The organism is Candidatus Thiodiazotropha sp. AKAK2, assembly GCF_058244685.1.
This window is the reverse complement of sequence record NZ_JBSYOP010000012.1, coordinates 1-25,062: the sequence shown is the minus strand read 5'-3', so window position 1 is coordinate 25,062 and position 25,062 is coordinate 1. Positions and strand designations below refer to the sequence as shown.

The 25,062-nt window shown below is 51.5% G+C and carries 18 protein-coding genes and 1 tRNA gene; 7 read left to right on the top strand and 12 right to left on the bottom strand.

Annotation, left to right across the window (positions count from 1 at the left end):
• Nucleotides 1–208 precede the first annotated feature (208 nt).
• On the bottom strand, nt 209–3,706 hold the full coding sequence (locus AC4IE8_RS03555; protein ID WP_490790344.1) for an autotransporter domain-containing protein: 3,498 nt from the start codon (nt 3,704–3,706) through the stop codon (nt 209–211).
• Between the two features lie 304 nt (nt 3,707–4,010).
• Here AC4IE8_RS03555 and AC4IE8_RS03550 point away from each other — a divergent pair, with 304 nt between their 5' ends.
• Nucleotides 4,011–4,298 (top strand): ArsR/SmtB family transcription factor, encoded by a 288-nt coding sequence (locus AC4IE8_RS03550; RefSeq protein WP_490790343.1) that lies wholly within the window; start codon nt 4,011–4,013, stop codon nt 4,296–4,298.
• Nucleotides 4,299–4,313: 15 nt separating this feature from the next.
• Complete coding sequence (locus tag AC4IE8_RS03545; RefSeq protein ID WP_490790342.1) at nt 4,314–5,183, top strand: arsenite methyltransferase; 870 nt, start codon at nt 4,314–4,316, stop codon at nt 5,181–5,183.
• Between the two features lie 25 nt (nt 5,184–5,208).
• Here the strand turns inward: AC4IE8_RS03545 and asd are convergent, their stop codons facing one another.
• The 4 genes from asd to AC4IE8_RS03525 are packed head-to-tail and all read right to left on the bottom strand — an operon-like array spanning nt 5,209 to nt 8,711.
• Nucleotides 5,209–6,111 (bottom strand): archaetidylserine decarboxylase, encoded by a 903-nt coding sequence (gene asd / locus AC4IE8_RS03540; protein WP_490790341.1) that lies wholly within the window; start codon nt 6,109–6,111, stop codon nt 5,209–5,211.
• A gap of 7 nt (nt 6,112–6,118) precedes the next feature.
• Nucleotides 6,119–6,706, bottom strand: a complete 588-nt coding sequence (locus AC4IE8_RS03535) for a hypothetical protein (protein ID WP_068988314.1) — start codon at nt 6,704–6,706, stop codon at nt 6,119–6,121.
• Complete coding sequence (locus tag AC4IE8_RS03530) at nt 6,703–7,527, bottom strand: sulfurtransferase (RefSeq protein WP_490790340.1); 825 nt, start codon at nt 7,525–7,527, stop codon at nt 6,703–6,705. Before AC4IE8_RS03530 ends, AC4IE8_RS03535 begins: the two co-directional genes overlap by 4 nt.
• Nucleotides 7,524–8,711, bottom strand: coding sequence for a pyridoxal-phosphate-dependent aminotransferase family protein (locus tag AC4IE8_RS03525; protein WP_068988318.1), 1,188 nt, complete (start codon nt 8,709–8,711; stop codon nt 7,524–7,526). Before AC4IE8_RS03525 ends, AC4IE8_RS03530 begins: the two co-directional genes overlap by 4 nt.
• Nucleotides 8,712–9,142: 431 nt before the next feature.
• On the opposite strand from AC4IE8_RS03525, the gene AC4IE8_RS03520 reads away from it, so the two are divergent.
• The 3 genes from AC4IE8_RS03520 (at nt 9,143) to AC4IE8_RS03510 (ending at nt 13,781) form a co-directional block, all read left to right on the top strand.
• Nucleotides 9,143–10,438: a putative Ig domain-containing protein gene (locus AC4IE8_RS03520; RefSeq protein WP_490790339.1), complete on the top strand. Its 1,296-nt coding sequence runs from the start codon at nt 9,143–9,145 to the stop codon at nt 10,436–10,438.
• Nucleotides 10,439–10,767: 329 nt separating this feature from the next.
• Nucleotides 10,768–13,110 (top strand): AAA family ATPase, encoded by a 2,343-nt coding sequence (locus AC4IE8_RS03515; protein WP_490790338.1) that lies wholly within the window; start codon nt 10,768–10,770, stop codon nt 13,108–13,110.
• Between the two features lie 197 nt (nt 13,111–13,307).
• Nucleotides 13,308–13,781 carry a VPLPA-CTERM sorting domain-containing protein gene (locus AC4IE8_RS03510; RefSeq protein ID WP_490790337.1) on the top strand — a complete coding sequence of 158 codons (474 nt, stop codon included), beginning with the start codon at nt 13,308–13,310 and terminating at the stop codon, nt 13,779–13,781.
• 60 nt (nt 13,782–13,841) lie between these two features.
• Here AC4IE8_RS03510 and AC4IE8_RS03505 read toward each other — a convergent pair whose 3' ends face one another.
• The 7 genes from AC4IE8_RS03505 to AC4IE8_RS03475 form a co-directional block, all read right to left on the bottom strand.
• The gene (locus AC4IE8_RS03505) at nt 13,842–15,056 is read right to left on the bottom strand and encodes an ABC transporter permease (RefSeq protein WP_490790336.1); all 1,215 of its coding nucleotides are present in this window, start codon (nt 15,054–15,056) and stop codon (nt 13,842–13,844) included.
• Nucleotides 15,053–15,826 (bottom strand): ABC transporter ATP-binding protein, encoded by a 774-nt coding sequence (locus AC4IE8_RS03500; protein WP_083225937.1) that lies wholly within the window; start codon nt 15,824–15,826, stop codon nt 15,053–15,055. The genes AC4IE8_RS03505 and AC4IE8_RS03500 overlap by 4 nt, the downstream gene beginning before the upstream one ends.
• A 21-nt stretch (nt 15,827–15,847) precedes the next feature.
• The gene (locus AC4IE8_RS03495) at nt 15,848–17,860 is read right to left on the bottom strand and encodes a vWA domain-containing protein (RefSeq protein ID WP_490790335.1); all 2,013 of its coding nucleotides are present in this window, start codon (nt 17,858–17,860) and stop codon (nt 15,848–15,850) included.
• A 24-nt stretch (nt 17,861–17,884) separates the two neighbouring features.
• Nucleotides 17,885–18,646: a hypothetical protein gene (locus AC4IE8_RS03490; protein WP_490790334.1), complete on the bottom strand. Its 762-nt coding sequence runs from the start codon at nt 18,644–18,646 to the stop codon at nt 17,885–17,887.
• 280 nt (nt 18,647–18,926) lie between these two features.
• Nucleotides 18,927–19,013, bottom strand: a tRNA-Leu gene (locus AC4IE8_RS03485).
• 113 nt (nt 19,014–19,126) lie between these two features.
• A complete protein-coding gene (locus tag AC4IE8_RS03480) occupies nt 19,127–21,367 on the bottom strand; it encodes a putative bifunctional diguanylate cyclase/phosphodiesterase (RefSeq protein WP_068988327.1) in 2,241 nt (746 codons plus the stop codon).
• Between the two features lie 32 nt (nt 21,368–21,399).
• The gene (locus AC4IE8_RS03475; RefSeq protein ID WP_490790333.1) at nt 21,400–22,257 is read right to left on the bottom strand and encodes an alpha/beta hydrolase; all 858 of its coding nucleotides are present in this window, start codon (nt 22,255–22,257) and stop codon (nt 21,400–21,402) included.
• Nucleotides 22,258–22,432: 175 nt separating this feature from the next.
• Between AC4IE8_RS03475 and queA the strand changes: the two genes are divergently transcribed.
• Both queA and tgt read left to right on the top strand, forming a co-directional pair.
• Nucleotides 22,433–23,473 (top strand): tRNA preQ1(34) S-adenosylmethionine ribosyltransferase-isomerase QueA, encoded by a 1,041-nt coding sequence (queA, locus tag AC4IE8_RS03470; protein ID WP_490790332.1) that lies wholly within the window; start codon nt 22,433–22,435, stop codon nt 23,471–23,473.
• 289 nt (nt 23,474–23,762) lie between these two features.
• A complete protein-coding gene (tgt, locus tag AC4IE8_RS03465; protein ID WP_490790331.1) occupies nt 23,763–24,869 on the top strand; it encodes a tRNA guanosine(34) transglycosylase Tgt in 1,107 nt (368 codons plus the stop codon).
• Nucleotides 24,870–25,062 lie beyond the last annotated feature (193 nt).

The window sequence follows — 25,062 nt, the reverse complement described above, 5'->3', positions numbered from 1 at the left end:
GGTGAGTTTGATTTCAGTGAGGGTGGACAGTACAAAATAGGCTTTTAATGAACAGAATTAATTAAAGAACCTATCCTACTGCCAATAGTGGATCGAAGGGAAGTGATTCATTTCAGACCGGCAACTCAATATCTCGCTTTCAGAAGTTCAATCGTGCATACGATGGCAGAAGCGATCTATTGAGTTGCCGGGTAGATAACGAGTATTGTCAAAACTCGATTCGAATACCGGCAGTTACTCTATTCAGTGTGACGTTATCCTGGCTAAGCCGGGTTTCATAAGATAGGAAGCCGGTTTTACCATGGGCAAATACAGCAGATAGACCTAAACCCAGATTGAAGTAATCCCGATCCGGCTCATCAGTCTCTATGGAGAACCGAGACTGGGTTGGGTCACTCACAAAACGGGCATTGATGAAACGTGAATCGTCACTGAATTCATGTTCCCATTCAAATCGAAAGTGCGGTATCAGTACAGCGCTGGCCAGATTCAAGTTGTATGAGAGGTTGCCGCCAACCACCAGCACCATCGATTTCAATTCCTGATCTTCAATGCGTAGCATGGATCCAACACCTGCTGCATTCGGATTTGAGGCCTGTTCCGAATATGCATCGATCTCTGCGCGGGTATAGGCCAATCGTCCATAGGGAGTGATAGTCAGAGCATTGCGATGATACTCATATCCGGCACCGAGATTGAAGGCATACTCCATACCATCTGTATCACCTTGACCGAACTGATCCGCACTACCCTGTGTGTTCACCCGTCTACTCGTCTCATAGCTGTTTGAACCTATCTGGATCAATCCATCGATGTAGATATTGTTGTTTTGGTAGTAGGTGCCATAGGCGGAAAGGCTTAATGCATCCATCTCCAGATTGCCCGAAGCATTATTATAGTCAGAGTCGTATCTGGAGTAGCCTATTGCGCCACCCGCCACAAATTCATTACTGAAGCGGTAGTCCAGTCCAAAAGTGATGCCCCGGGTATCGAAATCAAACCCAGACTCCTGTTCGGTGTCATCCATTTCACCAAAATTGACGGTGCCATTGATAAAGGCCCCCCAACGTCCTATCAATGCATCGTCACCGGCACCACCACCGGTTGCTGGGTCATCTATGGGTAGAAGGCCATTAAGCAGGTTCCGGTTGAAGGAGATTCCTGCGTAGTTGACCGTTAATCCACTCAGATTCATGCCGGTATCACCACGGCGCAAAGCCAGCAGTCTGGTATTGACATTGGTATGTTGAGCGGTGGCGGCTTCAATGGACGCTGAGCCTTGTGCAGCAACCTCTTCCGGTGCCAGCAAAGCCAGGGTTGCAGCAGCGTCCGTGCTTGAATCGCTAACCAAGGTGTTGCAGGTTGTCAGGAGATCCTGTTCAGCTGCTGAGAGATCAGCTGAAGCTTGTTTGTCCAGTAGTGCTGGGCAGAGGTCATCGAGGCTTGAACCCACCGATTGTTCGTTTTCCGATAACCCTGGTGTTTGGGCGATACTATTGATTACAAACTCTACCTTCGCGGTATTGAGCGTTGCTTCCAACTTGATAACGCCGGTCTGTTGAATGGTCATCGTGGTGGAGGCCTGACCATTCTGGTCAGTGGTAGATTCACTCTCTGTCAGGAGTGCCGCATTTTCCGGTATCACGCTCCAGACAATGATTGAATCGGCGACAGGCTCGCCACTGAGGTCTGTCAACTGTACTGTAAATGGACCAACCGTTGCACCAGAGCTGCCTGACAAATTATCTCCGGCGACAATTTCCAATTGACTGTCATCACGGTTGACGGTGATGGTCACCTGATCTTGATGGGTCAGGCCCGCATCATCCGTTACGGTCAATGTCAGGGTATGGGTTCCCAGGTTGAGTCTGATGGTTGGAGATGAACCGGTAGCGATTTCGGCGCCACTTTCGTACCATTGATAAGAGACGATTGAGCCATCCGGATCCGTCGAATTGGTTCCATTCAGAGTAACTGATTCTGAACCATCCCCATCCCGGTCCGTTAGCGATTGATCGATACCTGCATCGGCTACGGGTGTGGTTGAGTTGGTTGCTACCGTCACTGTGATCTGATCTTCTGAGGTCAGATCATCACTATCGGTAACTCGAAGTGTGAGGGTGTGGATGCCCTGGCTTAGAGTTACTGTCGGGGTGACTCCGGTGGCGATTTCGGTGCCGTTCTCGAACCATTGGTAAAGAACAATGGTACCGTCCGCGTCGCTAGATCCTGAACCATCGAGGGTCACCTGTTCGCTGCCGTTTGCGTCATCGTCACTCAAGATAATATCCTGCCCGGCACTTGCCACCGGTGCGGATGGTCCCTCAGTGATCGTGATCACCACTTGGTCCTCACTGATGAGATCACTGTCATCCGTAACTCTCAGCGTCAGAGTGTGTGTTCCAACGGCTAAAGTGACAGTTGGGGTTGCGCCGGTAGCAATGGTGGTGCCGGATTCAATCCACTCGTAAGTTACGATAGTACCATCCGAATCCACCGAGTTACTCGCATCGAGTGACACATCTTCCAGGCCATTACTGTCAGTATCGGCAATCTGCTGATCCTGCCCAGCATCGGCAGTAGGCGCATTCGGGCCAGGTAACACGGTAATGACCACCTGGTCTTGACCACTCTGCGAATCATTGTCGAAGACCTGGAGTGTCAGAGTATGGGTCCCTATGCCCAGATTGACAGTGGGTGAAACCCCATTTGCGATTTGGGTTCCGTTTTCCAGCCAAACGTAATTCAAAATCGTTCCACCGTTATCGGTAGAGCCAGAGCCATCGAGTGTCACAGCTTCTGAATTGTTATTATCGCTATCGACAACAGTTTGATCGATACCGGCGTTAGCCGTTGGTGCCGACTGAATAATAATCGTGATGGCCGAGAGGTCGGTTAAGCCGTCGTTATCCGTAACCCTTACCGCTAATGACAAAACTCCAGGATCTCGAGCACCCAACCAATCTGAATCGGTATAGGTGCAGGTAGGCAAAGTAATCCATGTGTTTATATTGCTCACAGCTTCACATGTCACAATTGAACCGTCCGGATCAAACGATGAGAGTAGATCGAATGATGGTATCGGGTCACCAAACTGTATCGTGACTGGTCCTGCAGGATTAACCACTGCAGTCGGAAAGGCCCCAACCTGGGTTGTGGTTGAGATTGAAGTACCGAATGATGGGCAGAAAGCTGTTGGAGTTTGCACCGGCACCAGCTGGCATGCTGCTTCAAACAATACCGTATGGTTTCCAGGAGTTGGACTATTCCAGGTGAATGAGGGAGTCTGGCTGCCGCCTTCAACCAGATTGTTACAGGCAAAATAATCAGGAAAACTGGCATCGACAGAACAGCCAACGGCATCGATTTCTCCTGAATCGGCTCGGACTACAGCACCATCGACCCGCATTCTGATGCTGATGCCGATACTACTGGGTGGATTGACGCCATCATCGATATTATTGGTTGTCAGACTGTAGGTTATCGGTGATCCAACGGCCACCGAATTGGGTGGGGATTGCGAGAGTCCTGAAAGCTGGATGTCATTCGCTGTGAGCGAGAGGGGGTAACTCGATAGTAGCATAATACCGATGGCAACCATCCATTGGCGGCTGGCTATATCTATAACAGTTTCAGCAGACCATTTGGCACCCAGATGTTTCGAGATTAAGCTGATTGTCTCGATGCGTGCTTGAAGAAACCACATAACTCCCTCCCTTTTGCTTATTATGTAATCAACGGACTTCTGATGAGCCAGTTGGATAATTATTTAGCAAGAGCTATTTAGTCGATAATCTATTATTTGGGAAAAATAGTCCAAAATAATTGATCAGTGTCAAGTAAACTCCATTCTCAGCTTAACTTGTCTAATAACTACTTTTTGACTGATTATAGAATTCGAAGCGTTTGATCGAGTTGGGCTATCGATCCGATGCTTGCCCTTTTCCGTTATTTATTCTATTGTTCGAAATATGTCGAAATATAGAAATAACGAAAATCAACTAGCTGAAATGTTTAAAGCTTTGGGTAACTCCCACAGGTTATTGATTTTCAAGCGTTTGAGTAGTTGCTGTCAGCCTGGAACACGGTGTGATCTGGAGCAGGCCATCTCTTTCAGTGTGGGTGAGCTGGGTGAAGGGCTAGGCATAGCTCCGTCAACCCTGTCCCACCATCTTAAGGAGTTGCATCGAGCCGGATTGATTGAAATGGAACGGCAGGGTAAACGGGTGGTCTGCTGGATAGAACCAGAGACGCTCACATCCCTTGGCGCCTTTTTCAGCGCTGACATTAAAACCTAATGATCCGGAGGGATTATGTCTGAAAAATCGAATTGTTGTGATACAGATTGCTGTACTACAGAAGCTCAGATCGAGGTGGTGGAAGACAGCCATCGTCAGCAGGTACGGGAAGCCTATGCCCAGGTGGCCATTGCCGATAACGAGGGTTGCGGGTGCGGTGTGGCGTCGAGCTGCTGCGGAGTCTCAGATGATGCTGCGATCAATACACTGATTTCAACCCGATTGGGCTACAGCGAGTCGGATCTGCAGGTGGTTCCCGAGGGTGCAGACATGGGGTTGGGTTGTGGCAATCCTAAAGCCATCGCCGCGCTGCAGGTGGGCGAAACGGTGGTCGATCTGGGTTCCGGTGGCGGTTTCGATTGTTTCCTGGCGGCCGCGGAAATGGGTAGCGAAGGGGCGGTGATCGGGGTTGATATGACCCCTGATATGCTCTCAAAAGCGCGAGGAAACGCTGCCAAGGGCAACTACACCAATGTGGAGTTCCGGCTTGGGGAGATCGAAGCGCTGCCGATTGCAGACAACACCGCGGATGTGATCATATCCAACTGTGTGATCAATCTGTCGCCGGATAAGGCGCGGGTTTTCAGAGAGGCCTTTCGGGTATTGAAACCGGGTGGCCGCCTGGCCATTTCCGATGTCGTGGCGACCATCGAGCTGCCCGAAGAGATGCGCAACGATCCACAGCTGATCGCCGGCTGCATGGGTAATGCGTCATTGATTGAAACCTTGCAGAGCTGGATCGATGAGGCAGGTTTTACCTCCATTCGTATTCAGCCGAAGGATGAATCGAAGTCTTTCATAAGTGATTGGGCGCCGGGACGTGGTGTGGAGGACTATGTGGTCTCTGCAACCATCGAGGCGATCAAACCTGATGGGGCCGTCTGAGCCGGCTGGATTCAAGCCTGGATCATCAGGTCAAATCGGCGATGGCACTGCCCATCTTGACTGGTGATCCCGGGATAAAGGTTTCAGACCACTCCACCGCATCCTTGCCAAACAGCAGGATGACGGTGGAGCCCATGTTGAAACGTCCCATCTCCTCGCCTTTCTCCAGATCTACTGTCTCAGGCTGCTGTTTCGAGTTGTAGTCCCAGTTGGAGACCCTGAGGCGGGCCGGTGTCACCGTACCGGCCCAAACGGTTTCAATACTGGAGACAAAGATTGCACCGACCAGGATCATGGCCATCGGACCAGCCTCGGTATCGAACAGACAGATCACCCGTTCGTTGCGGGCAAACAGCCGTGGCACCTTCCGACAGGTGGTCTCATTGACACTGAACAGCCGGCCGGGGACATGGACCATTTTGCGCAGTTTTCCAGCCAACGGCATATGCAGGCGGTGGTAGTCCCTGGGTGAAAGATAGATGGTGGCGAAATGGCCTTCCTCAAACAGGTTGGTCATCTCCTGGTCACCGCCGAGCAGTTCAAACAGGGCATAGTCGTGCCCTTTGGCCTGAAACAGATAACCCGACTCGATATCACCGGCTTGGCTCAGGGTGCCGTCAGCCGGAGAGGCAATCTCATGCGCCAGCTGTGTCACCGGGCGTGCATCCGGGCGCAGCGCCCGGGTAAAGAAATCGTTGAAGCTGCGATAGCGGCTGGGGTCGCTCTCCATGGCTTCCTGCATATTCACGTTGTACCAGTCCACAATGCTGCGGATGATCATATCCTTGGCCGGCTTCAACTCGACCCGGGTCAGCTTGTGCATCAGAGCGGAGAGAAAGTGGTGGGGCAGCAGATACTGAAGCGCGACGAACAGCCCTTCCAGCAGCTTTTGTGGAAAATCTTTTCGCGACGGTTCTGTTTGATTCATGGTTTGACTACGGGTTTGAATGGATCAGCTTGATTAAATCCCTGGCGATAGTAGCGGCATCTACCGCCTCGGTAAATAGGGCATGCAGATTTCCTTGCGGACCGATCAGGTAGAGGGTCGGTTGCCCGGTCTCCTCGGTGACGGCAAAACTGAGAAAGGTCTCATCGATCTGTTCGGCGCTTCCCTGCAGACCAAACAGGTTGCCACTCAGGTAGGAGGTTGAGCTCTCCAGGCTGGCAGCACTGAATTTCGGCAAATAGAGAAAATGGGTCTGTTGCTGCAGCTCAGGGTGGGATGCCAGACGGTTGTGCACCTTCATCAGTCTGTTGAAGGCGGGGGCAGGCTGGGACTGACCGCTTGGATCGAGCATCAACAGGCTCCAATGGTCGAGCAGCCGCTGCTCGTCATAGTCCGCACCAGTGTGATCCTGCAGTACGAACGGTGGGGCAGGGGTGGGTGGTACGATACTGACTCCCTGGATATCCGGTATTTCGCGACTCTTCTGGGTGAAGCCGGCATAGTAGGCCAGGGCGAAGGTGAGTAGGGCCAGGGTCAGGATAACGAAACGGCGCTGCCGGTTGGAGGGACGTCTCATGGCATCGCTTTCGGGGTGTCGTCCCGGTTTCCCCAGTCTGACCAGGAGCCTGGGTAGCCCTTGCAATTATCAAACTCAAGATAGCGCAGCACCAGCCAGGTCAGGGATGAGCGGTGGTGGGTCTGGCAGTAGGTGATCACCTCTTTGTCCCGGGTAATACCCAGTTTGGTCAGCATCGCCTCCAGCTCAGCCTTCGGTTTCAGGCGCAGGTTATGCTGCCGGTCCATCACCTCCAGCCAATCCAGATTGATTGCCCCGGGAATATGGCCGGGATATTGGGAGAATCTGGAGAGACCACGAAACTCATTGCTGCTCCGGGCGTCCCAGAGTGCCAGTTGCGGGGAATCGAGCCGGCTGAGAATGTAGGCTCTGCTGGAGATAGCGCTCTCATCCGCCGTCGCCTGAAAGCTGGCAGACGAAATGGAACTCATCTCCCGGCTGCAGGGATAACCTTCATTGGCCCAGGCGTGCAGGCCGCCATCCAGCAGCGAGTAGTGCCGATGTCCCATGGCGTGCAGGGTCCAGAGCAGACGGGAGGCATTGCCGCCGCCTTCGTCATCGTAGGCGACAACATGGGTTTCATTACCGATGCCGTGATCGGCGAACACCTGCTGTAACTGCTCAGGTTCAGGTAGCAGTCCGTGGGTTGGATGGTCAGATGCGGTGATTGCTGCATAAGCGAGATGTACCGAACCCGGGATATGCAGCTCCCGGTAGGTACTTGCTTTACAGAGATCCACCAGGAGCAGGCTGGGCGCCTGCTCATTCAGGTGGTTTTGCAGATCGTCTGGCTGGACAAGCAGCGGTAGCTGAAGGCTCAACTTTCTGCGGAGAGGGACTTCTGCACGGCAGCCAGCGCAACACCACGATTGATTGGTGCCTCCATCTCGCTCAATACCGCTTCAAGCGCACTGACGCAGAGCAGGATATTCTCGGCTCTGGCGCTATGCCCCATCAGCCCGATACGCCAGACCTTACTGGCCAGTGCACCAAGGCCGGCACCGATTTCGAGATTGTACTCATTCAGCAGGCGACTGCGCACTGTGGCGTCATCCACCCCTTCAGGAATGGAGACTGCATTCAGCTGCGGCAGGCGGTGCGCCTCATCAACGATGAAACTGAGTCCCATCGCTTCCAGTCCGGCCTTCAGGGCGTTGTGCATCTTGCGGTGGCGTGCCCAGGCGTTCTCCAACCCCTCATCCTGCAGTATGCAGAGTGCTTCATGCAGGCCATACAGTCCATTCACCGGTGCGGTATGGTGGTAGGCGCGCTTCTGGCCACCTCCCCAGTAACCCATCACCAGGTTCAGATCGAGGAACCAGCTTTGTACCTTGGAGCTGCGATTTCTGACCTTATCCAGGGCCCGTTCACTAAAGCTGATCGGCGAAATGCCTGGCGCGCAGGAGAGACACTTTTGTGTGCCGGAGTAGATACTGTCGATTCCCCATTCATCCACTTTCAGTTCGCTGCCGCCCAGAGAAGTGACGGAGTCCACGATGGTCAGACAGTCGTGACGATGGGCCAGCTCGACCAGTTCTTTGGCATCGGATCTGGCGCCGGTAGAGGTCTCGGCGTGAACAAACGCCAGCACTTTCGCATCACTGTTGGATTGCAGGGCGGCTTCGACCTTTTCCAGGTCGACGGCTTTGCCCCACTCATCTTCCACCATGATCGGGGTGCCGCCACAGCGCTCCACATTCTCCTTCATGCGTCCGCCAAATACCCCGTTCTGGCAGACGATGACCTTGTCACCGGGCTCAACCAGATTGACAAAACAGGTCTCCATACCGGCTGAGCCAGGTGCGGAAACCGGCATCGTCAGTGCGTTCTCAGTTTGAAAAGCGTACTGAAGCAGGGACTTGGTCTGTTCCATCATATCGACGAAGACAGGATCCAGATGGCCAATGGTCGGGCGTGCCAGGGCTTGCAGAATCCTCGGATGAACGTCTGAAGGACCTGGACCCATCAGGGTGCGGACAGGTGGATTAAAGCTAGGAGTAGTCATGAAGAACTGCCTTATTGTTGAAAATTGATATCAAAGTCGTTGTTTTCGGTTGCTGAGTATAAGTGGCGAGCCGATTCAGCATCAAGCACCTACAGCCGGACGGGCTATAGGGTATTGGCAATATCGTTGATCGAGCGCCCCGCCAAGTAGCGGTGACGGAGTTGTTCTGGGAGAGGATTTCTGTTGTTTAATTCCGACTAAAACAGTCGACTAATCGATCGATCAACGACACCTAAAAAACCCTATGACGAACTCTGTTTAAAAAATTTAGGGGGTTTGTATCTGCATGAATTTGCAGTGTTTTTAAGCGAAAGAAATCTATTTTCAATAATGAGACGAATGTCGTTCAGTTATGTGATCCAGTTCCTCAGGATAGACAGGGACTTGCCGTAATCTATTGGCAAATAGAGCGCGTCATTGAGGCCACATAAATGAAATCATTACAGATCTTAACATCAGCTGTTGCACTAAGCTTTATCCTTAGTGCATGCGGCGGAAGTGGTGATCCGGAGTCGAGCGAAACTGCCAACAATTCCGAGCAGGAGACCATCGTATCCAATGATGGAGAGACATCCGAGACACCGGCTGATGAGAATAATGGCGATAGTGGCCAGCAAGAGAACACCGAATCTCAAAACCCTGTCGTCGTGCCACCTGCGCCGGTTACAGAATCCAACCCGACACCGCCTGCTGAAACCGTAACACAACCCACTCCCAGTCAGCCTTCGGATCCGGTTCAGACCACTCCTGTCGTGAATGACACACCTGCCGAAGAGCCGGCTCCTGATACCACCGGCCCAGCACCTGAAGAGAATGCTGGAGCAACCGATCCTGCCGAAGAGCAGCCCGCTGACACCAACGATCCCGCAGCGGAAGAGCCAGCAGCACCTGTGGCGAATATCGGTTCAGCCCACCTGAATTCAGCAATAGTCTCCGGCGACCAGGTGATGCTCTCCTGGAGCAACGATTTTGACGCCCCTGAAGGCGGTTTCGATGTTGTCATCGACTCCATGGATACAGGCGCAGACCGCACTCACGCACTGACAGCGGCCATCAGCGGTCTCGATCTGACCATCCAGCACTGTTTTATGATTGAGTCCCGCTACACCGTTAGCGGAGATTTTCAGATCTCCAATCAGGTCTGTAGTGAAGCGCAGGCCCCCGTAAACGAAGCGCCCACCATCAGTGGTACTCCGGCAACATCCGTTGATGCTGGTGTGGCCTACAGTTTTACTCCGGCGGCAGATGATGCGGATAACGACAGCTTGACCTTCTCCGTTGCCAATCTGCCAGCGTGGGCCAGCTTCAACAGCTCAAATGGCAGACTGAGCGGTACACCATCCACACAGGACGTAGGTGACTACAACAACGTCCGGATTACCGTCAGCGACGGTACCGATAGTGCAAATCTGGCCTCGTTCAGCATCCGAGTCAACAGTGTACAGGTAGCCGCAAGCACCGGTTCCATGTCACTTAACTGGACTGCACCGACAACCAGGACTGATGGTTCCTCGTTGAATCTTTCCGACATCAGCGGTTATCAGATCTATGTCGGCACAACCGCGTCCAACCTGCAAATGCATGTCGATCTGAGTCAGGGCGATCTCTCAAGTTACACGCTTGATAATATGGATCTCGGTGACTACTACGTCGCTATTACCGCCTATGATCACAATGGCAACTCAAGCGATTTGTCAAACATAGTTCAGAAGAGCGTAGTCAATTAATTGAGGATTCGTGTTATTCAGCCATTTGGTTAAATAACAGTTATCTGGAACGCGTAATCCTGAGGATTGATGGTTACTCATCAATCCTCAGGATTTTTGTCTTTTTAGGGAATTTCAAATGGCTTAGGGATAGTCAATTCACTATTTTGAGTGCTGTAATTCAGAAGTTCACACACCATCCTCGGTTTGTGAATATCGATCAGAAGTAGTGGAAATAGGGTAATTTCAATCACATTCTCACTGGTTGTCGTTGGCCGTGAGCTTCCTTACGGTTCGATTATGTGTTTTGATGCCCTATAGTAATCAGAGGGATTTCTGAATGATGGACCATGAGAGGGATAACGGCGGCTATGTATGAGTCGTTTTTTGGATTCAAGGACACGCCATTTCGCCTGAGTGCGGACGAAAAGTTTCGCTACGCACATAACAACTATCTCCGGGCATCCGCCTATCTGGCTTATGCGCTGCAGCAGAGCGAAGGCTTTGTGATGATCACCGGGCAACCCGGTTCCGGTAAAACGACGCTGGTCAGAGACGTAATCTCCGAGATCGACAACTCTAAATTCAACGCACTCAATCTGGTAACCAGTCAGCTCCAGGCGGAAGAGCTATTGAGAAAGGTTGCGCTTGAGTACGGTTTGCCTGCCGAGTCTTATAACAAGGCAACTTTGTTGACCAGTATCAGCAAACATCTTTCTGACCTCTATGATCGTGGACAACGCTCAATTCTTTTTCTGGATGAGGCTCAGAATCTATCGGCCAATGGTCTTGAAGAGTTGCGATTGCTTTCGAATCTGCAAAAGGGAAACTGCTCTTTGCTTCAGATTGTGTTGATCGGTCATGATGAGTTAAGGGAGCTGGTCCTTAACCCAAAAATGGAACACATACAGCAGCGCCTCATTGCAACCTGCCAAATCAAACCCATGTCGGCGGAGCAGAGTCGTGAATACATAATTCACCGGATGGGCATCGTCGGCTGGCAACAGGATCCACAATTGGCTGATGAAGTCTATGGATTGGTGCACCAGGCCGCACAGGGCGTGCCAAGAAAAATCAATCATCTGATGAGTCGACTGTTGCTCTTCGCCTCTCTGGAAGAGAAGCATTCGTTAACAGATGAAGATGTCCTGGTGATCCTCGAAGAGCTTGTGGATGAGCGACGTATCACCTTGGCAGAGAATGAGTCCTTCACAGACTTTGCCGAGCGATATCGAATCGAGAAACAGCAGCATTCGATGGAGCAGCAGGCTGCTGTGCAAAAGGCAGTTGTGCACGACATTTTTGAAAACCGTCCTCTGCAGGAACAGTACTTCAATGAAGACGAGGCCGATAAGCGTCAGGAGTTGATTGCCAGTACCAATCAGATCACTACAAATCTGCTTTCAGCCATTGATGATGCCGGTCAGAATATTGAGGAAGCCTGGGATCTTCCAGACTCCGATTGGGGATCCTGGGAGAGTGATCTGAGCGTAAAAAGACCGCTGCAGACACCAGACCTGGAGTTGAGCCACGCCTCGTTATTCGAAAACAGTGAGTTTGAGGAAGAGAGTGCTGATGAGAGTGCAACCGATAACGAGCTGTCCGTTGAGTTTCCAAGTGCGGATGAGATATGGAATAGCGATTTGGACAGGAACGCTCTGGATAGTTTGATTTCGGAGCAACAAAAGCAACGCAATATCAGCACATCTCAGGTTGAGCAGACGCCAAAACATCAAAATTCAAAGCGGATGGATGATGAGCATCGCTGGGGCGGTGTATGGTGGATGTCGAGTGGAAGAAGTGACAGTTCATCAGCCGCGACCAACAACAGCCAGATAGAAAAAAACAGTAACGCTGTCATTCAATCCTCTCTGCCCTCAGATAAGGTGGTCAATCGAATCAGTGTTGAAGAGAACCTGAGTATGCCCTCCATGTGGGTCGACGCATGTCCGGATGTGGCGATAGCAGGTGTCTCCACGCAACAGTTCGCCAAACCACCTCAACGTAAATTGGGTCGATTCATCTTCCGCTTGGTATCCTGGCTGGGCATCATTTTGTTGATGGCCTTGTTCTATGGTCTGTTTGCCAAGCAGATCAATCGATCATTGAGTGATTTGCAGGAGCGGATAGCTGGCGTGGAGGCTGTGGATCAGCAGACCGCCAAAGTATTGGAAAATGAAGCATTGGTTGGGGCGCAACCGGATGATTCGAATCAACTGACGATACAACCAGTTACTGAAGAGAGCGGTGGGGACCCCGCGCAACAAGGTGCCGATGAGCCTTCGAATCTACAGCAGAGTGATATCAGTCACTATCCTCAGGATCTCTCCGGTGAGGTTTCAGAAACAATTGAATTAGCGACACGCTATGCAGTCTATTTTGAGTTTAACAAAGCCTCGATACCGACTGAATACATCGCATTATTAAAAGCGGTTCAATACAAGATGCTGACTGAAGAGTCGACCTTTCTCAGGATTATCGGATATGCGGATACCCAGGGCGACAAGCAATATAACTATCAGCTCTCTTTAAAGCGAGCGGATGAGGTAAAACAGTATTTTATCAAACGTGGCATCTCCGGCAGCCGCCTGCATGTGGCTGCAGTGGGAACCGCAGAGGATGAGATTGAAGTTTTGACGCTAAGTCAATCTGCGAAGCGAAGACGGGTTGAGATGATACTGTTTCCGAATTGAGCCTGATATGAACATTGAATATTGTTTAATTAAAAAACCTCTTACTGATGCCTAACTGATGATTTGTAACCTGCTTTGCAAAAGCCCAAGGTATGGGAATTTACTTATTGTTTAGAACCAATATAAGTGATAGCGTCGTAAGTAGATGCATGGGAAGAAATTGCATCTAGTTCAACAATCATTTAAGGATGAAGATAATGAAGAAGTTACTTATACGTTCAATTGCCTTGGTTGCCTTTCTGGCATTTTCAACGGTAGGTGCTCAGGCGGCGTCGTATGATGCAGGTGTTTTTTCCGATCATGGGGATAGCTATGCAACTCCTCAACCGAACGGAAATTTTCTTGATTCCTACAGTCTGACTGTGGATTCTGCATCACTTGATATTACGGTTGCCGGTACTCATGAAGGTATGTTTGGCGATGACCTGTTATTAACCAACATCACCACAAATGAGCAGTATCACCTGGGTACCTCATTTTCCGAGACTCTGAGTCTTGGTGCCGGAGACTATATCTTTACCATTTCCGGTTTTGCGCTTAATGCAATCGACACCAAAATAAGCTCAGACTATGATCTGACCATGAGTGCAGTACCGCTTCCAGCTGCTGCTTGGTTGTTTGGTTCTGCTCTCCTCGGCTTCGTCTCATACAGCAGACGTCGTAAAGTATAAGAAATACCGAAATTCATAGCATTTCGGCAAGGCCATGGAGGGTCTTCCTCCATGGCTTTTTTATATCTCCCTGAGACCTTCCGATGGCTCTATGTGAGCCGCCTTGTATCCAGCCAGGGATGCGGCAAAGATGGCGGATCCCAGGGTCAGTAAAAGGGCTATCGCCAAATGTTCCGGCAGCAGGTGGCAGATTTTCTCGCTGTTATTGAGTTGAGAGGCGAACATCTGATTGATCGTGATGCTGACACCAAAATAGATCAGGCTGGCACACAGCCAGCCGAGTATGGCAGTGAAGCTCGATTGTAAAACCGGGAACCAGACGATCTCAGCGGTGCGGAAGCCAACCAACCGCAACACACTCAACTCTTTGCGTTTGCGATCCACATTGGCCCACAGGCTGGCCCCCAGGGAGAGGGAGAATCCAAACAGACCGATGATTGCAATCAACCAGAATACCAGGCTCAAATTACGGTCCATGTTACGTACGATCTCGATATCCGCCGCACGTGTTCTGACCTCGATGCCGATTTTATCCAGCGCATCACTGATCCGGCCCACATTGTAGATCGAATCTGTATAGAGGCGAAAACTTGGGTACTTACGGCTGCCTGGATCCACCTGGTTGCCTTGCCAGCCGAATTCATCGACAGCTCGTCCATCTCTGAAATCCTCTGCACTTTCGACCAGGCCGACCGGGGCAAAAGCGCCATCTCTGGCGAAGCTGGCAGTCGATGCTATATCCACGACTTTGAGCTTCAGGTGAACCCGTTCACTGCGTCCTTTGAAACGCCGCGCCAGGCTGCCAGTGATCTCGTCACCGACTTTTACATTCAGCTTTTTTGCTGCGTTGCTGGAGAGAACCAGTTCGGTAGCAGACGCTGGAATTTGCTTGTGTTTCAGCAAAGGATCACCGTTGCCTGTCGGAATCATCTCGACCGAAATGATGCGTTTCGCAGTTTCACTTTTCAGATCGATGGTGGCGGCAATGGCTCTTGTTCTCGGGACGACAAACTGAACTTCAGGCCGCTCATTCAGCTGCTCGATCCAGGCTTGGTCATAACGACCGCTGCCGATGGGTCGAATCTCCCGGTTACGGGGATCCTCGATCAGATTGTTGAGCATGCTGCCGACGATGCCGAATTTAAGGGCGAACAGAATCAGCATCGGTCCGAGCACGGCCGCAAGTGCAAGAATGAAGAAGCCGGACATCTGCCACTCGTTGCGGTAGTCCTTGCTGGCCAGCCAGATAATATCTTTGAGTCGATGTCGCATCATCCGCTTACCACGGTTTCTGTCATGGATCCATCCTCTTTACGCTCCGTATGGTGTTCCAGATGTCGCAGACCCAGTCGGTTGATGTGACGCCAGGCATGACTGGCCAGGATGACAGTGATATGTAACTCATCCACCAGCTCGATAAACAGCGACATGATCCGTTCAGCGGCTATGGGATCAAGTGAGGCTGTCGGTTCATCGGCGATCACGATGGAGGGTCGATGAGCCAATGCTCGACCGATGGCGACCCGCTGGCGTTCGCCGACAGAGAGTTTGTGGGGTAGCTTATCCAGGTGTTGCCGGATGCCCAGGTCCTTGGTCAGCTCCTCAACCAGGCCATCGTCATTCATATCGAGTAATCGGCGGGAAAGGTTGATATTCTCCCGCACCGTGAGATAGGGCAACAGACCACCGGTCTGCATTACATAACCAATACGCTGACGACGCAGATCACCCAACTGGTTCAGGCGTCTTTTCTGCCACAACTTGGTGATATCCACCGGCTCTGCGCCCTGTTCTGGGCGAAAGCGAAACGAGCCGATTTCGGTTGGGCGCAACACCATCGACAACATGTCGAGCAGGGTGCTTTTACCGCAGCCGCTTTCGCCGATCAGTGCAATCTTCTCTCCCAGCGCAATCTGTAAGCTGGGCACGCGAAGACGAAAGGCGGTGCCTTCGGCCTCACGGGTTTTGATTACATCACGCAAGTGGTAGATAAGGATGCGATCACCTGTCAGGCTCGCTCCTGCTTGAGCTTCAGGATTTACCATTTCTATTCGTGTTGAGAGGCCCTAGGGCAACATTTCCAGACCGATTGGAAATACAGAGTCTCCAGAGACCGGGCCGCCATCCAGCGAGACCCAGAGATCGGTATGGTCATGCAGAACCTGGTAGTAGTTGATCTTCTCTTCCAGTCGATTGATAAATTCAATCTGGTCTTTGGCTGGCCAGTCCTGCCAGTGTTCAAGGGAGAGGTTCATCACTTCGCCGGTGTAGGGAAGGTCTTCAATATACTCCCGCATGAAACCCATATCAGCCAGATTTCCTTCTCTGGCGCCGGTAGCCCGAGTGGTTGTGCCGAGTTGATCGGGATCACGGGCGATGGTTGCGGCAAGACTCTTCAGGTCGTTGAGAAAGCTGCGTGGTGAGAGCAATCCCTCTTCAGCGGTTATCAGTACCTGCCGCATGATGCTGTGCAGGTCACTGAGCTGATCACGGGTCAGTAGTACTCTGATATCCAGGGTTTGGCGTTGCGGGTTCTGGATATCCCGATCTACTAACCAGGCATTGAAAATGCTGGGAATCTGCTGCTTTTCATCCTGTTGCAGGTAGCGCATTCTCAGCGCATATCCGAGCTTGGCCACTTTTGCCTGAAACTGCGCCAGTTGATCATTGTTGGCGTCGGCCTTTTCTGTCTCTGCCTGTTTTGCCTGGCGCTCTTCAGCAAGCATTTTGCCGGCTGCAGCCATGGCCGCTAATTTGACCTGCTCAGTGATCTGCTGGGCCAGTGCATCAAGCACCCGGCCAAAGCGTTCAACGTTGCCTGTCTCGACGCCAAAATAGAAACTGCCGATACCGGGATAGTAGGAGAGGTCCCGATAGGTCTCTTCCGCATCGGCATGATCCGCCATCACGCTGGGGGTCAACAGATGCAGTACAGACAGGGCGATACCTTTGTTCTGCGCCAGACTTCTCAATGCACTGCTCGATAAACCGGTTCCAGAGAGTGGGTCACCAGCTTCACGGGGACCCGCGTCGGTGACCAATACCACGTATCGGGCATCCTGATTCTGCCAATCGATTCCGGCGATGGCTTCGTTGACACCGGCATAACTATCCTCTTTGAAATCCCGACTGGAGACCGTGGCCGCTTTCAGGGTTGAGACCTGAGAGAAAAAACTGTCGGCATTCTGGCCCTGTTCAAGATCCACGTAGGTTTCAGTCAGATACTCCAGCCCCGGTGCAGCGTTCGGATTGTCTCGGAAGGCAACCAGTCCGAAGCTCACATCACCGGTCAGATCCTCTTTGGTTATGGTGTCGTATATTTTTCTGACGGCTTCCCGGGTTCGATCGATATAGGGGTCCATTGAGAGTGTTGAGTCGATCACGAACACCACGGCAGAGCGAAAGGCTTGCCGTTTGGGTTCGCTCTTGTTGGCTGCGTCCTTGTTTTTGGCTGGCTGCTGCTCGATCGGCTGAAGCGGCACACTGGAGATTTGCAGCATTCTTGCCTGCTCGCTACCAATATAGATATCTTCGTGGTCACGGATAGGGACCAGGTAAAAGTCCTTGAGAATATCGATATGAGTTCTGGGCTGGATCGCAACCACCGGAGAATCCGCTGTCAGATTACCGGCTTCCGCCGCGGTATAGAGCTCACTGTAGTTGGATGAATTCTGATCCTCGATGATCGCTTTCAGGGCCTGCTTTTCATTGAACAGAAGTACCCGGTCACTTCCCAGCGGGTCCCTGAATGCAACGGTGAGGCCCTGATTCCAGGGTATGGTGTCAACTTCAGGCATCCAGCCCTCAATCGCCCCGTGACGGCTTAATCCAACCTGTATCCAATCGGAACCCTGCTGTTGTTTTCGATCGTAGACGTAGTAGACGGAAAACGGAGCCGTTGCGGAGCCACTACCCTGTTGGATCTGGCTGAAAATCTGTGCACCCGGTTTACTCAGTACCCGTTGATAGAGTGACTGTTTCCCGTCCATCAGGAGCGGCCGTGTCTGGGGAGCGGCAAGGGTGGTTGCAGAGAAGAGTATCGCTGCAATGATGATTGATACCGATTTAAACCATGACATCGGAAGCATCCTGAATAGTGTGGATTATTGCCAGTTCAATAACAGTCGCTGGGCAGCCGGATCTCCTGCTTCTGCCTGCTTTTCAGTCTCATTACGCAGTCTGTCGAGACGAAGCTGGGCATCCGGAATCTGTTGTTTCGCGGCTTTGCTATACCATTTGTAGGCCTGGAAAACATCCGCTTTCTCCAGTAAGGCGCTGCCGGGTTGAAAGTATTTCGGATCATAAAGACTGGCCAGTGCAAAAGCGGCCTGACCATCACCTTCCCGGGCGGCATAGAATAGAAGCAGGTAGGTGTCAGTATATCGTCCCTGCTGACTGAACAGCTCAGATTTTTCAATAATTTCAGCGGAACTTAGCACCAGTTCACCATGGCGTATTTCCGAGATCATCTGGCGTGCGTCGGGTTGTGACTGAGTTATGGTGGCAGGTTCCACAGTTTCTGCAGCCGGGGGTGCGGTGGGGGCTGACAACTCAGAACTTTGTAGCTCATCAGGCAGGGTTCCTGCAGGGGTTTCCTCAACTGCGGGCTGTTCAGACAGGATCTCCTCGGCGCTTTGATCTGTTTTAGCAGCCTCAATCCGGTCACGAATCACCGGATCGATCTGAGTCTCATCGATCGGTGGCGCCAATTCGATGGTTTCTTCCGGTGCGAAAAGATAGTAGATACCAACCAGTATCATTGCAGCAATGGCAATCTCAATGGCTACCCTGAGATGGCCGGAGGTATTGGTCACCTCCAGATCGTCCGGGGTAGTTTCAGGTTGTGTTGAATCCGAATTGGTCATACTGCCGTGTTTTTTTAGGGTTCTGGCTGCCGAGCCTCACCGGTGGTTGATGAGTACCTGAACTGCACATTTCACCAGAACGGAGATTTAAAATCTACTCAGGCGATGAAACAACCAGGACTCAAACCGGCGCTTAGGGCCTAAGCTGATGAGCAGCGATTCGTGGAGATGATGCGTGTTCAGTAAAATCAACACCCGGGAGAGATCTGGCTTACGGCAGACTGGCCGAAGCGGTGCGGAGTAAACCTGACCTAAGCGTTTGTCCCGGCTGGGAAAGGAGTGGTACCAGAGGCCGGACTCGAACCGGCACGCCCGTGAAGGCAACGGATTTTGAATCCGTCATGTCTACCAATTTCATCACTCTGGCATACAGCGAATATTACCATTTTGGCCTGGCCAGCCAAAACACAAGGGCTACATAAGCCGTTGATTTTAGGTGGTTGCGCCTGGAAGCGGCACAGTATACCTGGAAATCATGGCTCATGCAGAAAAATTTAAGGGGTTTTTATAGTCCTGTTTTGCAGAAATCTCTCCCTTCGGTTTGCCGAAATAGTATCCCTGGCCATAGCGGAATCCAAGCTGTCTCAACTGGGTTGCGGCAGATCGGGTTTCGATCCCTTCTGCCACCAGCAGGTGCCCCGATTCGTTGATCATCTGCGCCAGATGATCGAGGATGGGATTGGACTCCGGCTCATCCAGTAACCTGGTCAGGGTGATATCAAACTTGACTACATCCACCGGCATCGTGCCGAGGTAGCGGATTGAGGAGTAGCCGCTGCCAAAGTCATCCAGCGCGATGCGGAATCCCATTGATCTCAGTTTGTTGAGGTTTTTTCGTGCCGTTTCAAGTTGCGTGATCAGTGCGGTTTCAGTGACCTCGATCAGCAGTTTGTACTGACCTGTGTAGGGGATCAATGTTTCCAGCCAGTTGGTTAAATCGCTATCGACGATGGTGGGAGCGGAGAGATTGATCGATACACCGGAACCGTCGGGTATTTTGTCCGCCTTCAGATCTGCACAGATTTTCCGGATTACCTGGCGGTCCAGGTCGAGCTCGAGGCTTCTTGCTTCCACCAGCGGGAAGATGTGGGACGGCATGATCAGCTGATCTTCATGCGAGATGCGCACCAGGGCCTCATAATACTCGGCTTGCCCGGTTTCCAGATTGACAATGGGTTGATAGAACAGCACCAATCCACTGCCGTTGTCTATGGCATCGAAAACGACGCTTTGGGTACGATTGGAAAACAGTCCCTGGGCATGTTGCGCCAGCTCTGCTGAAAAACTGACAATATTCGAATAACCGGGACGTTTTGCAAAGTGGACTGCCACATCTGCTTGCCAGAGCAACGTATTGAGATTTGAATCATCTTCAGTCGAGCTTTGAGCCAGACCGATACTCATTCGTACAGGCTCCAGGATCCCCAGCTTTTCAAACGGGTAGTTTGAAATCGCCAGGTGGCACTGTTTGGCAAGTTGCATCGCCTTACGGTGATTGTCTCCAATCAAAATGGTCACAAACTCATCGCCGCCCAAGCGAAACAGCTGTTCACGTCCTCGCAACATACTGTTGATGAGTTGAGCGATGGTGATCAGCACATCATCACCAGCCTGATGACCATAGCTGTCATTGAGTGCCTTGAAGTGATTGATATCAAACAGCATCAGGAAAGTTTGCAGTTTCTTGCTACCGGTCAGCTGGCTGATCTCGTTCCAGTAATCGTCGAACGCACTGCGGTTGAGTACCCCGGTCAGGTTATCCCGCTGGGTCAGATGCTGCAGTTGCTGATTTCTTTCATCGAGAGTGGTATTCACCTGGTTCAACTGATTGTGATAACTGTCGAGGGATTGTCGGATGGTATCCAGTTCGGTAATCAACAAAGGTGCATCCTTGACTGGGTCGAACTTCTTATAAGGATATTGCTTCAGCTCGTTGATGTGATGTGTGATTGCCATGATCGGGCGGCTCACAAGCCACGCGGCCAAGGGGAAAATCAGCAGTGTGAGAATTGCTGTGATAGCGGCAAGCCTCAGCAGAAAATCGGCCAACTCGGACTGAATGGCTTGACTGTATGGAGTGCTGATCAAACGGTAGTGCAGATGTTGTTTGAATTGCTCACTCGACAGATTTTCCGATTGTTCGATGTCGATGTTGAGTGTTGCCGGATCAGCATTGCTGAAGTGATGGGATTCGATGATCGGCATCAATTGATTGAGTGTGGAAATATAGCCCAGTAGCTGGTTGGTATGCCGATTAACAACGGGTTTGATAACGGTTACAAACGGCTGGTGTTCACTGATTTTTATTGTTTGACCCAACTGATCGTTCTCAATGTGATCAGGCAACAGCGAGGTATCGATCGACGCCAGCACATTACCCTCGACATCATAGAGGGCCAGATCGAGGATGTAGTCAGAGGTAAAACGGTTTTGTTTTGCTCGGTGACGGTACCAGTAGGTGTAGTAAGTTGGTTGTTGTAGCTGCTGAACGACCTCTTCCCAGCGAGCCAGTTGGTGTGTTTTCTTACTGATTGTGTTCAGGGATTCAGTCAATGCTGAAGTGATCTCCTGGTCTCCCAACTGTTGGTTGGCATTGTGGAAACGGTCGTTCAGCTTTTCAATTTCCAGGTAGGTAAGGCGCCCTAGACTGAACAGCAGGAGCAAGAAGATGGCAACAAAAAATGTTGTAAAGAGGCTTAATGGTATCGGTCTGAATTGCATGCCTATGACAACTTACTGATCATTTTTTCCAATCAAAGCATCTGAATGATGCTGTCGAATAGATCAAATTCATGTGAGTGATCAAAAAAATGGTTGGCGCCTTCGATCTCGATAACGTTGGCTTTTAAGTCCATGAGTATCGGTTTCCATTCCGGGCTAAGACGATTGTCTCTGTTACCTAAGATAATACTCGGTTTTTTTGATAAACCAAGTAAGGCACGACTGGCCCGGGTCTGATCCCAGTTGAGGTAGGATAGGTAGTGGTCAGGTCGAGATGGATAGCGGTCACAAAAAGCCAGTCGATAGTTATATATACGATTTGGATCCATTGACAGGTCTTGTTCCGCACGCTGTTTATCCGTTGAGTTTTCTTTTGCTATCGGGCCCTGTGCGAATGCGATAAGACTGATTAAAAACGCTTGATTGATGGATTCCTGGTCAGGCTGCGAATCGAGATAGGCCAATAGTGTCAAACTGCCCATGCTGTGACCGATCAGGGTGACTGGTTTTGAACTTTTTTCATACAGCCAGCGGACCCAAAGGGCTACCTCGTCCCGGTCCTGCTCCATGCTGTGGGTATGTATCGCTTCACAGGGCAGGCTCTGATCACGCTGATCAATGCCCAAGGAGAGATTGGGTAACAGAACACTATACCCTTCATCGTGCAATGCATCGGCTATCCGCCGTACGGTGAAAAAGTCACGGGTCTGTAGAAAACCGTGCAAAATCAGGATTGGCGATTTTTTATCTCCCGCATCAAGATAGTCTGCTGTGGCGAGTAGGCCGTTCTGCATGCGCAGTTGGATGGTCTCCGCAGCGCAGTAGTGACTGACCAGCAGCAGGAGGCTCAAAAGCAGTTTTGGTCGTGGTCGGATTATGGGGTTGAGCATCTGGGTAAGCATCCTGTACCTCCGGTCTTTTTCCTTTATTTATAGGCAATTGTCAATTATCTCGGTAAGCAGTTATATGCGTGAGGTCAATAAATCAGGGAAAGGCTTAAGCTGGTCGTTATGACGAGCCGATAATCAATACATCAAACGCTGCACGTGGTAACATCCGCGCCCTATGCGTTTGTCAGACTTCGATTACTTTCTACCGGATGAGCTGATCGCCCAATATCCTCCAGAGGAGCGTGGGTCGAGTCGCTTGTTGGTGCTTCCACCAAACCAGTTGTCACCTGAGGATCGGCAGTTTTCCGATCTGCCTGACTTGCTCTGTGCTGGCGATCTGCTGATTTTCAACGATACCCGGGTGATGAAAGCCAGGTTGCACGGCAAAAAAGAGACCGGTGGGCGGCTCGAAGTGCTGATTGAGCGGATTACGGAACCGACCCGGGCACTCGCTCAGGTACGGGCGAGTAAATCACCCAAAATCAACAGCAAAATCCTCTTGGGTGAAGATGATGCACGGGTTGAAGTGATCGGTAGGGAAGGTGAGTTCTTTCAGCTGCGTGCCGTAGATCGGGATTTCCATGCCTTGATGGATCAGCAGGGTCATATGCCGCTACCTCCCTACATAACCCGTCAGGACGAAGGGGTGGATGAGAGCCGATATCAGACTGTATATGCCGAGAAGACAGGTGCGGTCGCCGCTCCCACGGCAGGTCTCCACTTCTCCAATGAGATGTTGGCTGAACTGGCGGAAAAGGGCGTCAATCAGGCAAGAGTGACCCTGCATGTGGGAGCTGGCACATTTCAACCGGTACGGGTGGATGACCTGGACCAGCATGTGATGCATCGGGAGTATGCGGAGGTTGATCAGGCTGTTTGTGATCTCATCACCAAGACCAAACAACAAAATGGGCGGGTGATTGCGGTTGGTACAACCAGTGTGCGAAGTCTGGAGTCGGCAGCTCAAACTGGTGTTCTGCAACCCTTTCGGGGCGATACCCGGCTGTTTATCCGTCCGGGCTTTCAATTCAATGTGGTTGACGCCTTGATCACCAATTTTCACCTGCCCCAGTCGACCCTGATGATGCTGGTCTCTGCATTTGCCGGATATGAGAGACTGATGGGTGCCTATCGGCATGCTGTTGAACAACGTTATCGTTTCTTCAGCTACGGGGATGCGATGTTTCTCACGCCAGGGGCATCTTCTGCGGCATAAATGTTCCGGGCATCAGTTGACAGCGAGTTGAGCAAGACTCTGAACTCAGGGCAAAAAAAAAGCGCGGCAGGGGTGCCGCGCTGAAATATTCCACCAAAGGAGGATGGAGGAGTGTGTGCTGATGCATAATGATCAGCACATAGGTATTTTCTAATATTATGAGAGTCAAAGTCAAGAAATATTAGGGATTTCCCTAATGCGAGTTCACAGAAAATGACATTTCCTAGGATTTTGCCTGATCATGCCTTGCATGGTTGGTCGATGATAGGCTTCCGGGGCCAATAAAACGATGAAATTCAGTATCTTCCAGACTGATGGTGCAGCTCGCCGGGGACAGTTGAGCTTTCCGAGGGGTAGCATTGAGACGCCGGCCTTCATGCCGGTAGGCACCTATGGAACAGTGAAAGCCATGACGCCTGAGGAGTTGGTGGATTTAGGTGCGGAGATCATTCTCGGCAACACCTTCCATTTGATGCTCAGGCCGGGAACCGATGTGATTCAGGCCCATGGGGATCTGCACGATTTCATGCATTGGCAAAAGCCGATACTCACCGATTCCGGAGGTTTTCAAGTCTTCAGTTTGGGCACTATGCGCAAGATCACAGAGAAAGGGGTGGATTTCCGCTCTCCAATCGATGGCAGCAAGGTCTTCATGGGGCCTGAAGAGTCGATGCAGGTGCAGCGAAAACTCGGCTCCGACATCGTCATGGTGTTCGATGAGTGTACCCCCTATCCGGCGTCCGAAGAGGAGGCCAGGCGATCCATGGAGCTCTCGCTTCGCTGGGCCAGTCGCAGCCGGGATGCTCATGGGGATAATCCGTCTGCTCTGTTCGGTATCGTACAGGGGGGGATGTATGAAGGCCTGCGGGAAGCCTCACTGGAAGGACTCAAACAGATCGGCTTCGACGGCTATGCGGTGGGTGGTCTGTCAGTAGGTGAGCCCCCTGCAGACCGATGGCGGGTACTGGATCATCTGAGCGGTCGGTTGCCCGGCGACAAACCCCACTATCTGATGGGTGTGGGGACACCGGAGGATATTGTGGAATCGGTCGCCCGGGGTATCGATATGTTCGATTGCGTGATGCCGACCCGCAATGCCCGCAATGGGCATCTGTTCACCCATCAGGGTGTTGTACGGATACGCCATGCGGCCCACCAGTATGACGACAGCCCGGTGGATCCGCTGTGTGACTGTTATACCTGCCGCAACTACAGTCGCGCCTATCTACGCCATCTGGATAAATGCAATGAGATTCTTGGCGCCAGGCTCAACACCATCCACAATCTCTACTACTACCAGAAACTGATGCGGGATATTCGCGGTGCAATCGAGAATGGGCGCTTCGAAGCGTTTCGTAAAGAATTCTATGAGATGCGCTCGGGTGATAGTGCTTAGGGCCTGTTAACACGAATCCAACAAGTCCTGCTGGGCGCAAAAAAAACCTGAATGGTGGTTACTCTAACCCTATTTGGTGGGGCATGGCCCCACCCTACACCTTAAAATCAATGTAGGGTGGGGCCATGCCCCACCAAATAAGGTTAGAGTAACCACCATTCAGGTTTTTTTTTTGCGCCCAGCAGGACTTGTT